The 10,008-nt window shown below is 66.0% G+C and carries 13 protein-coding genes; 3 read left to right on the forward strand and 10 right to left on the reverse strand.

The features are described from left to right. Nucleotides 1-116: 116 nt before the first annotated feature. Genes VDQ18_RS21225 through folD form a run of 3 tightly spaced genes read left to right on the forward strand, consistent with a single transcriptional unit; the run spans nucleotide 117 to nucleotide 2,197 of the window. A complete protein-coding gene (locus VDQ18_RS21225; RefSeq protein ID WP_107755230.1) occupies nucleotides 117-998 on the forward strand; it encodes a bifunctional 5,10-methylenetetrahydrofolate dehydrogenase/5,10-methenyltetrahydrofolate cyclohydrolase in 882 nt (293 codons plus the stop codon). Nucleotides 999-1,001: 3 nt separating this feature from the next. Continuing rightward, nucleotides 1,002-1,316, forward strand: coding sequence for a chorismate mutase (locus VDQ18_RS21230; protein ID WP_323022865.1), 315 nt, complete (start codon nucleotides 1,002-1,004; stop codon nucleotides 1,314-1,316). Next, a complete protein-coding gene (gene folD / locus VDQ18_RS21235) occupies nucleotides 1,313-2,197 on the forward strand; it encodes a bifunctional methylenetetrahydrofolate dehydrogenase/methenyltetrahydrofolate cyclohydrolase FolD (RefSeq protein ID WP_323022866.1) in 885 nt (294 codons plus the stop codon). The genes VDQ18_RS21230 and folD overlap by 4 nt, the downstream gene beginning before the upstream one ends. A 55-nt stretch (nucleotides 2,198-2,252) precedes the next feature. Here the strand turns inward: folD and VDQ18_RS21240 are convergent, their stop codons facing one another. From VDQ18_RS21240 to VDQ18_RS21285, 10 genes are all read right to left on the reverse strand, one after another. Beyond that, nucleotides 2,253-2,726: an SRPBCC domain-containing protein gene (locus tag VDQ18_RS21240; protein ID WP_323022867.1), complete on the reverse strand. Its 474-nt coding sequence runs from the start codon at nucleotides 2,724-2,726 to the stop codon at nucleotides 2,253-2,255. Continuing rightward, nucleotides 2,710-3,048, reverse strand: a complete 339-nt coding sequence (locus tag VDQ18_RS21245) for a metalloregulator ArsR/SmtB family transcription factor (protein ID WP_323022868.1) — start codon at nucleotides 3,046-3,048, stop codon at nucleotides 2,710-2,712. Before VDQ18_RS21245 ends, VDQ18_RS21240 begins: the two co-directional genes overlap by 17 nt. 54 nt (nucleotides 3,049-3,102) lie before the next feature. Further along, on the reverse strand, nucleotides 3,103-3,531 hold the full coding sequence (locus VDQ18_RS21250) for a PaaI family thioesterase (protein WP_107755035.1): 429 nt from the start codon (nucleotides 3,529-3,531) through the stop codon (nucleotides 3,103-3,105). Nucleotides 3,532-3,611: 80 nt separating this feature from the next. Next, nucleotides 3,612-4,931 (reverse strand): ATPase, encoded by a 1,320-nt coding sequence (locus tag VDQ18_RS21255; RefSeq protein WP_323022869.1) that lies wholly within the window; start codon nucleotides 4,929-4,931, stop codon nucleotides 3,612-3,614. 21 nt (nucleotides 4,932-4,952) lie between these two features. After that, nucleotides 4,953-5,450, reverse strand: a complete 498-nt coding sequence (locus VDQ18_RS21260; RefSeq protein WP_107755033.1) for an A24 family peptidase — start codon at nucleotides 5,448-5,450, stop codon at nucleotides 4,953-4,955. Nucleotides 5,451-5,459: 9 nt separating this feature from the next. Beyond that, nucleotides 5,460-6,302 (reverse strand): hypothetical protein, encoded by an 843-nt coding sequence (locus VDQ18_RS21265; RefSeq protein ID WP_323022870.1) that lies wholly within the window; start codon nucleotides 6,300-6,302, stop codon nucleotides 5,460-5,462. A gap of 29 nt (nucleotides 6,303-6,331) precedes the next feature. Beyond that, nucleotides 6,332-6,880: a tetratricopeptide repeat protein gene (locus VDQ18_RS21270; protein WP_323022871.1), complete on the reverse strand. Its 549-nt coding sequence runs from the start codon at nucleotides 6,878-6,880 to the stop codon at nucleotides 6,332-6,334. Beyond that, entirely contained in the window at nucleotides 6,877-7,866 is a 990-nt protein-coding gene (locus tag VDQ18_RS21275; RefSeq protein ID WP_323022872.1) for a type II secretion system F family protein, read from the reverse strand. Before VDQ18_RS21275 ends, VDQ18_RS21270 begins: the two co-directional genes overlap by 4 nt. Before the next feature lie 12 nt (nucleotides 7,867-7,878). Beyond that, nucleotides 7,879-8,847, reverse strand: a complete 969-nt coding sequence (locus VDQ18_RS21280) for a type II secretion system F family protein (protein ID WP_323022873.1) — start codon at nucleotides 8,845-8,847, stop codon at nucleotides 7,879-7,881. A 15-nt stretch (nucleotides 8,848-8,862) separates the two neighbouring features. Then, nucleotides 8,863-10,008 (reverse strand): CpaF family protein (locus VDQ18_RS21285; protein ID WP_323022874.1); only part of this gene is annotated, 1,146 nt, incomplete at its 5' end.

Below are 10,008 nucleotides of genomic sequence, written 5' to 3' on the forward strand. Positions count from 1 at the left end.
CATCCGCATCAACGACCAGGGCTTCGTCGAAGGCCTGTTCTGAACCCACAGGGGCCGGCGGGTGACCGCCGGCCCTTCCCCATGGCAAGACCGGGCCGACCGGCAGGAGTGAGCGGATGCGCGCTGCGATCATCGACGGGAAGGCCATCGCCGCCCGGATGCGGGACGAGAACCGGGTCGAGGCGGCGGATCTGGCCGCGCAGGGCTGGCAGCCGCGGCTCGTGTCGATCTCGGTCGGCGATACCGCCGCGGCCGAACTCTATGTCCGCAACCAGCAGAAATCGGCCGAGGCTTCCGGCGTCGAATTCGAGGCGCGGAATTATCCCGATACGATCTCGATGGAGCAACTGGTCGGCGTGCTGCAGGGGCTGAACGCCGATCCGCGCGTCAACGGGATCATCATCCAGCGCCCCTTGCCTGCGCATATCCCGGTGAAGACGCTGCAGAAAGCCGTCCACCCGCTGAAGGATGTGGAGGGGATGCACCCCGCCTCGATCGGCAATATCGTCTATAACGACCTGGCGCTCGGCCCCTGCACCGCCGTCGCCGCGGTCGAGATCCTGAAAACCCTGCCGCTGAAGCTGGAGGGGCTGGACGTCACCGTCATCGGCCATTCCGAGATCGTCGGCAAACCCATCGCCTTCCTGCTGATGGGGCTGGGCGCCACGGTCACCGTCTGCCACCACATGACCCGTTCGGTCGCCATGCACAGCCGGGCCGCGGATGCGGTCTTCGTCGCGGTCGGCAAGGCGGGGCTGGTCACCGGCGACATGCTGAAACCCGGCGCGGCGCTGATCGACATCGGGATCAACCGGGTCGACGGCAAGACGGTGGGTGACGCCGACTTCGCCAGCTGTGCCGAGGTGGCGGGCTGGATCACCCCGGTTCCGGGCGGGGTCGGGCCGGTGACGGTGGCCACGCTGATGAAGAACGCGGTGCTGGCCACGCGGATGCAGATGGCCCATTACCGCGCCCAATACGCCCATACCGAGGTCTGAGCGATGACGCGCCCGGCGCCCGAAACGGTCGAGAGCATGGCGGATCTGCGCGCCTGCATCGACGCGGTGGACGGTGAGCTGATGGCGCTGCTCGCCGAGCGGCTGCGCTATGTCGACCGTGCCCCGGTTCTGAAGGCGCGGGAGGGCATTTCCGCCGCCGCCCCCTCGCGCGTGCGGGCGGTTCTGGACGGGGTGCGCGTCCGGGCCGAGGCCCTGGGCGTCGATCCGGCGCTGGCCGAGACGCTGTGGCGCACCATGATCGAGACGATGATCGCCCGCGAGGAGCAGGCGATCGGCAAGGAGGGAAGAGACGGATGAGCGCAACGATCATCGACGGCAAGGCCTTTGCGGCCCGGGTCCGGGGCCAGGTGGCCGAGCATGTGGCGCGGCTGAAGGCCGAGCACGGCATCACCCCGGGTCTGGCCGTGGTGCTGGTGGGCGAGGATCCGGCCTCGCAATCCTATGTCCGCTCGAAGGGCAAGCAGACGGTCGAGGCCGGAATGAACTCGTTCGAGCGCAAGCTGCCAGCCGAGACGACCGAGGCGGAATTGCTGGCCGTGGTCAAGGAGTTGAACGAGGATCCGAGCGTGCACGGGATTCTGGTGCAGCTGCCCCTGCCCGGGCAGATGAGCAGCGATCTGGTGATCAACGCCATCGACCCGGCCAAGGATGTGGACGGGTTCCACATCTCGAACGTGGGGCTTCTGGGCACCGGGCAGAAGAGCATGGTGCCCTGCACGCCGCTGGGCTGCCTGATGCTGTTGAGGGACCATCACGGCAGCCTGTCGGGGATGAATGCGGTGGTGATCGGGCGGTCGAACATTGTCGGCAAGCCGATGGCGCAGCTCCTGCTGGGCGACAGCTGCACGGTGACCATCGCCCACAGCCGGACCAAGGACCTGCCCGAGGTGGTGCGCCGCGCCGATATCGTCGTGGCGGCGGTCGGACGGCCCGAGATGGTCACCGGCGACTGGCTGAAGCCTGGCGCGACGGTGATCGATGTCGGCATCAACCGGGTCGAGGGGCGCAAGGGACTGGTGGGCGACGTCGATTTCGCCTCGGCCGTCGAGGTGGCGGGCGCGATCACCCCGGTGCCGGGCGGCGTGGGGCCGATGACCATCGCCTGCCTGCTGGCCAATACGCTGACCGCCTGCTGCCGGGCCAATGGCCTGGCCGAGCCCGAGGGGCTGACGGCCTGAGGCAGGGAGCCGTAGGATGGGCAATAGTGCCCATCCTGCCAGACACCCGCCGCGATCAGCCTTCCAGGAACCCGGCGTCGAGCTTGGCGTAGCTCGCCTCCATCCCGTCGGTCATGCCGGTGGCGAGCATCGCCTCCATCGTCTCGGCCGTCTCCACCTGCATGGTCATCACCATCAGCGTGCCGCCGTCCTGCGCCTGAAACAGGGTCTCGACCCGGTTGGGCGGGGTCTCGTCGGGCAGATACATCCGTTCGACATGCAGGATCCGCGACGGCGCCTCGACCTCGAGGATCTCGGCCAGCAGGTGGAAGCCGGCGCTGCCGTCGATGCTTTGCCAATCATAGCGGAAATGGCCGCCGGGCTTCAGGTCGATCTCGCAGCGGGTCATGATCCAGCCCTCGGGGCCGGTCAGCCATTGGCGCACCAGCTCGGGCTCGGTATGGGCGGCGAAGACCCGCTCGGGCGGGGCGGCGAAGAAGCGGGTCACGCGGGCGGTGGTGGGCGAGGTCCGGTCAAGTGTCAGGGGCATCGGGCGTCCTTTCTGGGTGGGCAAGCAACGCATCGAGGCGCGCATAGTTCGCCTCCATCACGCGTTCGAGATCCGAGATCCAGCGCCTGACCGGCGCCAGAGCTTCGGGGTTCAGGCGGCAGGGGCGGCGGGTACCGTCGATGCGGCGCTCGATCAGCCCGGCCTCGTCCAGCACCTTCAGGTGCCGCGAGATGGCGGGCTGCGAGATCGGGAACATCGCCGCGAGGTCATTGACCGTGGCTTCGCCCTGCGCCAGCCGGTTCAGGATGGCAAGGCGCGTGGGGTCCGACAGGGCGGCAAAGGTGGCGGGCAGGGCAATCATGTGAGCGATTCGTTATATAGCGTGCGGCTTATATAAAGAATCGCGCAGGGATTGTCACGAGGGCGCGACAGGAATCATCGTCCCTTGCAGCAGCGCGATGGATTTGCGCGTCTCACCCGTCAGGGCGAAGACCTCGGCGCTGACCACACTCAGCCGGCGCCCGGCGCGAACCACCTGGCCCACGGCCTCAAGCGCCTCGCCCACCGCGGGCGACAGGAGGTTGATCTTCATCTCGACCGTCATCACGTCGCTGTCTTCGGGCATCAGCGTCAGCGCGGCGTAACCGGCGGCCGAATCGCCGATGGTGAAGGCCAGCCCGGCATGGGCGGCGCCGTGCTGCTGGCGCAGATGCGGGGCGATGGCGGCGCGGATCACGCAGCGGCCGGGCGCGGTCTCGATCAGCTCGGCCCCCATGGTCTGCATCATGGTCTGCCGGGCGAAACTGGCGCGGGCCTTGGCGTCGATCGGGGCGAAATCACTCATGGGCGGTCCTCCTGTCAGGGCAGGAAACCGCGAAGCGCCGTCGCCACCAAGGGGGCGCGCGCGTTTCGTTACGTCACGGCCTAGCGGACGATGTCCTCATCCCGGACGAACATGTTGGACCAGGCCCGGTCGATCAGCTCCGGCGACATGTGATAGGGTTTGCCCTCGTAATCGCAGATGGCGATCATCTGGTCGATCAGGAACACCGGCTGGTAATTGGCATAGACGTTGTCGATGGTCGGGTATTTCGTCTGCAGCAGATGGATCAGCGCATCCTCGTTCAGCGGGATCCGGCGCTTGCGGGCGACGAGGGCGAAGATCTTCAGGAAATCGGCCTGGTTCGGCCCGTCGATCTTGATCTTGAAGAAGATCCGCCTGAGCGCCGCCTGGTCGAAGATCGTGTTCGGGTGGAAGTTGGTCGAGAAGATCACCAGCGTGTCGAAGGGCACGATGAATTTCTCGCCCGACGTCAGGGTGAGAATGTCGTAGTTCATCTCCAGGGGCACGATCCAGCGGTTGACCAGCGCCTGCGGCGGCTCTTCCTGGCGGCCGAGGTCGTCGACGATGAACACCCCGCCCATGGCCTTGAACTGCAAAGGCGCCTGATAGGTGCGGGCGACGGTATTGTACTTCAGCTCCAGCATTTCCAGCTTCAGCTCGCCGCCGGTGATGACCGTTGGCCGTTCGCACAGCACATAGCGCGGGTCATAGCGGTTCGATTGCAGCCTGAGCGACGTCCCGGTTTGCGCGGGGGTCTTGATCTTGCGGTGCACGATCGGGTCGAAGACGGCGATCACCTGCCCCGAATGAACCACCGCATGCGGGACATAGATGTTGTCACCCAGCGCATCCCTGATCCCGTTCGAGATCGAGCTTTTGCCGTTGCCGGGCGGGCCATACATCAGAATCGAGCGGCCCGAGGTCACCGCGGGGCCCAGGTCCGAGAGCAGGTTTTCGGGCAGGATCAGGTCGCCCATCGCCGCGACCAGCTGGTCGCGGGTGATCTTGACCTTGCGGATCGACTGGCGGCGCACCTGTTCGCCGTAGATTTCCAGCGGCACCGGCATGGCCCCGTAATATTCCGAGATCGCCAGCGCCTGCTGCGCGCGTTTGCGCCCGGCGTCGGTCAGCTGGAAGCCCATTTCGGTCGAGCGGGCGTTGGCCTGCAGCGTGCCCATCGCCTCGAGCAGTTGCTCGCCGCGGCAATCGTCGATCAGTTGCTGCACCTGGGCGAAGGACAGGCAGACGATGCGCGAGATGTCCGAGACCAGCGTCAGCGACATGCGGTACATGGTCTTGAGCAGGATGTCCCGCATCAGCGTCGCGGGCAGCCCCGTCTCCTCCAGCGTGGTGGGAGGGGGCGGCGGGGTGATGCGGGCTTCCGGGGACAACTCGTTCATGCGCAGACCTCAGAAAGGGCGTCACCTTCCATAGATGCTCGCCAAAGCCAGATAAAAGATTAACGCGGGCGCCAGCGCGATGCCGAAGGGGAATTCCCGGCGTTGCCAGCTGGCCCAGTCGGGCGTGGCACGGCGGATGGCGGGGATGGCGCGCATCGCCCGGTGCACGACCAGCGCGGCGATGGATACGGCGCAGAGCAGGACCAGGAACAGCCTGAGGTCCCCCAGGGCCACGAAGGGCGCCATGGCGGCGGCGAATTTCGCGTCACCCGGGCCGAAGCTGCCGGTCAGGCTGAGCACGAAGCCGATGACCAGCACCACCAGCAGATGCAGCCAGGACCAGCCCCATTCGCCAAGCGGCAGGGTCAGGAGGCCGACCACGGCATAGATCGCCAGAAGCGCCAGCACCGCCAGGTTGGGGATGCGCATGGCCTTGAGGTCGCTCCAGGCGACATAGAGGCAGACGGGTGTGGCGAAAATCAGAAGCCACACCGCGGCCGAGGCGGATTGCGTCAGCATGCTGCGGGCCTAGCCAAGTGCGGCGAGGGCGTTGGCGGCGGCCTCGAAATGCTGGGGATGGGTGGCGACGGCGTCCTGCAGCAGGTTGCGTCCGATCGAGACATCGCCCTGACGGATCGCCGCCAGCGCCATGGTGTAAAGCAGTTCGGCGCGTTCGCCCTGGGTCATCTCGATCAGCGGCAATTCGTATTCGCGCCGTGCGGCGCGGGCCAGGACGAGGTTGTTCTTGGCCGTGAACAGCGTGCGGTCGTGTTGCAGCGCCTCCAGGAACAGCCGTTCGGCGCCGCGCGAATCGCCGCGCGTCAGCTTGGAATAGCCCCAGTTGTTCAGCGTGCTGGCCGGCGTCGGCGTCAGGCCCACGGCGATTTCATAGAAACTGTCGGCGCGGGCCCATTGCTGGCGGCTGTCGGCGACCATCGCTTCCAGCCGGTAGCGGTTGAAGGTCTCGTGCGTCGGCGGGATGGCGTTGAGCGTCGCCTCGGCCTGGGCCCAGTTGTTGGCGCGGATATAGGCCTCGGCCATGTCGACGCGGTCGTCCATCGTCGCCTCGGGATGGGCGATGACGGTTTGCCAGACGGGGATGGATTGCTCGGCCTGGCCGGCGCGCATCAGCGACCGGGCGAGGCCGCGGCGAAAGATGATGCGGTCGGGATGGGCCTGCGACTGGGCGGTGAAATACTGGATCGCCTCGGCGGGGTCGGACACGGCCAGCATCATCTCGGCCATGTTCTCCTGGTCGATCGACTGGACGCTGTCGATGGCCCGGGCCGTCTGGGCCCGCATCGATTCACCGCAGCCACCCAGCAGGGCCAAACCTGCCAGGCACAATGGTGCCATCCACACCTTGCGCATGATCTGTCCTTCTACACTGCTCGTCGCTTTCAGGGCGTTGCGAGGAGAAGGAAGCGTCCGTTCCCGCGCCGCACCAGAGCGAAATTATCGTTGTTTTCGCCAGTATAGCCGGAATTCTCGAGATTTGCGAGAGCAAGCCGCAGGTTCTCGCGGATTTCTTCGGAGCGGCCGGAATCGAGGGCAAAGGCGGTGCGGAACAGATGCGCGGCCTGACCCCAATCCTCGCGCTCGACCATGACGACGCCGAGGTTGTTGATGGCGGGCACGAAATCGGGTTCGAAGTCGATGGCGCGGCGCAACATCTGCTCGGCCTGGCCCAGCCGTCCCAGCCGCAGATTGGCCGAGCCCAGCGCACTGAGCGCGTCGACGGTCGGTCCCTGCTCGGCCATCGAGCGGTAATAGGCCCGCATCGCCAGCTCGTATTCGCCGGCCTCCATCAGCCGGTGGCCGACGACCAGCCCGTCAACGTCTTCGGCCGCGCTGACAGCGCGGCCGGGCAGACCGTCGGGCGAGAACTCGCCGCTCTGGGTGCAGGCGGACAGCGCGAGAAGCGCCGCCACGCCGATCTGTCGGATCATAGATTGAAGTCGGCCGTGCTGAGCATTTCGATCACCCTGTAGACCGACGGCCCGATCAGGATGATCAGAAGCGGCGGCACGGTGAACAGCATTGTGCCCAGTGTCAGCTTGGTCGGCAAGACGTTCGCCTTCTCTTCGGCCAGCATCACGCGCTTGTCACGCATTTCCCCGGCATAGACCCTGAGCGCTTCGGCCACCGAGGTGCCGTAGGTCGCCGATTGCACCAGCACGGTGACGAAGGATTTGATGTCGTTGTTGCCGCAGCGCACGCCCATCTCGCGCAGGACCTCCAGACGGTCCATCCCGGCCTTGGTCTGGTGCGAGACCGTCTCGAATTCCTCGGCCAGGGCGGGGTAGCCCGGCTTCAGTTCCTTGGCGACGCGGTTGATCGACTGGTCCATCGACTGCCCGGCCTCGGTGCAGATCAGCAGCATGTCCAGCGCGTCGGGGAAGCCGCGGGTGATCTGCGACTGACGCTCGGCATGGCGCTTGTTGACCCAGTAGATCGGGAAATAATAGCCCAGCAGCGTCGGCGCCAGCACCGGCATGGCGGTGGCGAGGACCGAGGATCCTTCGCCCCCCGGCTGCACCACCAGCACATAGGCCAGGCCGATCAGCAGCCCGCCCATCGCCAGGATCAACTTGGCGGCATGGAAGTCGCGCACCGCATTCTTGCCGTGATAGCCGGCCTGGATCATCTTCAGCTTGGCGTCGCCCATCTGCGTCTGATCGGTGGGCTCGAGGAAGCTCTTGAATTTCTCCAGCTTCTTTTCCAGCGCCGTGTCGTCCGAGGTGGCGCGGCGCGACAGGCGCGTGCGGTCCTCGCCCGGGCCGCGGCGGGCCTGTTCCCTGAGCCGGGCCAGCGGATCGGGCTTCTCGTTGCCGCGCCCCATCAGCATGAGCAGCACCAGCGTGACACCGCCCGCGACCGACAGCGCGATCAGCACCGGCAGCGAGGTGAGGCTGGCCAACATATCGGAATTCATGGCGTTGTCCCCTCAGACCTGAATGTTGACCATCTTGCGCATGTAGAGGACGTTCACGATCAGGAACGTCACCACCACCAGCGCGGTCGGGATGAAGAGGGCGGTTTCCTTCACATCATCGTAGTAATCGGGCTTCACGACCGAGATCATCAGCATCGCCACGATGGGAAAGGCCGACAGGAACATCCCCGACCATTTCGCCTCGGCGGTGATGGCGCGGACCCGGCGGAAGAGCTTGAAGCGGGCGCGCACCACCTTGGACAGGCCGTCCAGGATTTCGGCCAGGTTGCCGCCCGATTGCGCCTGAATGGTCACCGCGACGGCCAGGAAGCGCAGATCCTGCATGTCCATCCGTTCGGCGAAGGACAAGAGCGCCTCGCCCATGTCGCGACCATAGGATGCCTCGTCGGCGATGAGGCCCAGTTCCGAGCCCAGGGGATCGGGGATCTCCCGCGCGGCGGCGGCCAGGGCCTGTACGAAGGGATGGCCGACCCTGAGGCCGCGGACGATCAGGTCGATGGCGTCGGGCAATTGTTCCTCGATCAGGGTCAGCCGCTTCTTGGCCTTGCCCGAGACCCAGAACCAGACCGCACCCACCCCCATCGCCGCGCTGACGCCCGCGCGCACCGCCAGCGGCGCCGCGGTCAGCACCGTCATGGCCAGAAAGACCACCACGGCCAGCAGCAGCATGATCAGCATCAGCATCGACGGGGAAAAGGCGATCTTGCCCTTCTCGGCCTTCTCCGCCAGCAGCGAATAGAAGGGGATCGCCGTGGATTTCGAATGCTGCGTCGCCTCCTTGCGCAGCCGCTCGATCACTTCGTTGCGGTTGGCGTTGGCGTCCAGCATCTCCATCCGGCGGTTCATCCGGGCGCCCAGGCGGATCGAGCGGCCGAAGGCCAGCAGGTAGATCGCCTCGACCAGCAGGAGGATGCCGGCGAAAATGGCGATGTAGATGATGACGGTGGGCGAGATACTCATGATGGATGACTCGTTTCAGACAGCGTCGTAGAGGCTGGCGGGCAGGTCGTAGCCCCAGCGCTTGAACCGGTCGGAATAATGCGAGCGGATGCCCGAGCCGGTGAAATGGCCCAGGATCTTGCCGTTCGGCTCCAGCCCGGTGCGCTCGAAGCGGAACACTTCCTGCATGGTGATGATCTCACCCTCCATGCCGGTGACCTCGGTGATCGAGACCATGCGCCGCGAGCCGTCCTGCAGCCGCGAGGCCTGAACGATCAGGTTGACGGCGCTTGCGATCTGGCTGCGCACGGCCTTCAGCGGCATCTCGATCCCGGCCATGGCGACCATGTTCTCCAACCGGCTGATCGCGTCGCGGGCCGAGTTGGCGTGGATCGTGGTCATCGAACCGTCGTGGCCGGTGTTCATGGCCTGCAGCATGTCGATCACTTCCTCGCCGCGGGTCTCGCCGACGATGATGCGGTCGGGGCGCATCCGCAGCGCGTTCCGCAAACAGTCGCGCTGGGTGACGGCGCCCTTGCCCTCGACGTTCGGGGGGCGGCTTTCCATCCGGCCGACATGGACCTGTTGCAGCTGCAGTTCGGCCGTATCCTCGATGGTCAGGATGCGTTCGGAATTGTCGATGAACGAGGACAGCGCGTTCAGCGTCGTCGTCTTGCCCGAGCCGGTCCCGCCCGAGACGATGACATTGAGCCGGGTGGCGACCGCGGCCTCCAGATACATCGCCATCTCATCCGAGAAGGCGCCGAAGCCCACCAGATCGCTGATGCCCAGCTTTTCCTTCTTGAACTTCCGGATCGAGACCAGCGAGCCATCGACCGCCACCGGCGGCACCATGGCGTTGAAGCGCGAGCCATCGGCCAGACGGGCGTCGACATAGGGGTTTGATTCGTCGACCCGGCGCCCCACGGCCGAGACGATCTTGTCGATGATCCGCAGCAGGTGGCGTTCGTCCTTGAAGGTGACATCGGTCAGCGTCAGCTTGCCCGCGCGTTCGACGAACACCCGGTTCGGGCCGTTCACCAGAATGTCGTTGACCGTGTCGTCCTTGAGCAGGGGCTCCAGCGGACCGAGGCCCCGAACCTCGAAATAGAGGTCCTGGTTCAGCGTCAGCCGCTCTTCCGAGGTGAGGGCGAAGTTGATCTCGCTCAGCGCTTCGGCGGA

The organism is Pararhodobacter sp. (genome assembly GCF_034676075.1).
Lineage (GTDB): Bacteria > Pseudomonadota > Alphaproteobacteria > Rhodobacterales > Rhodobacteraceae > Pararhodobacter.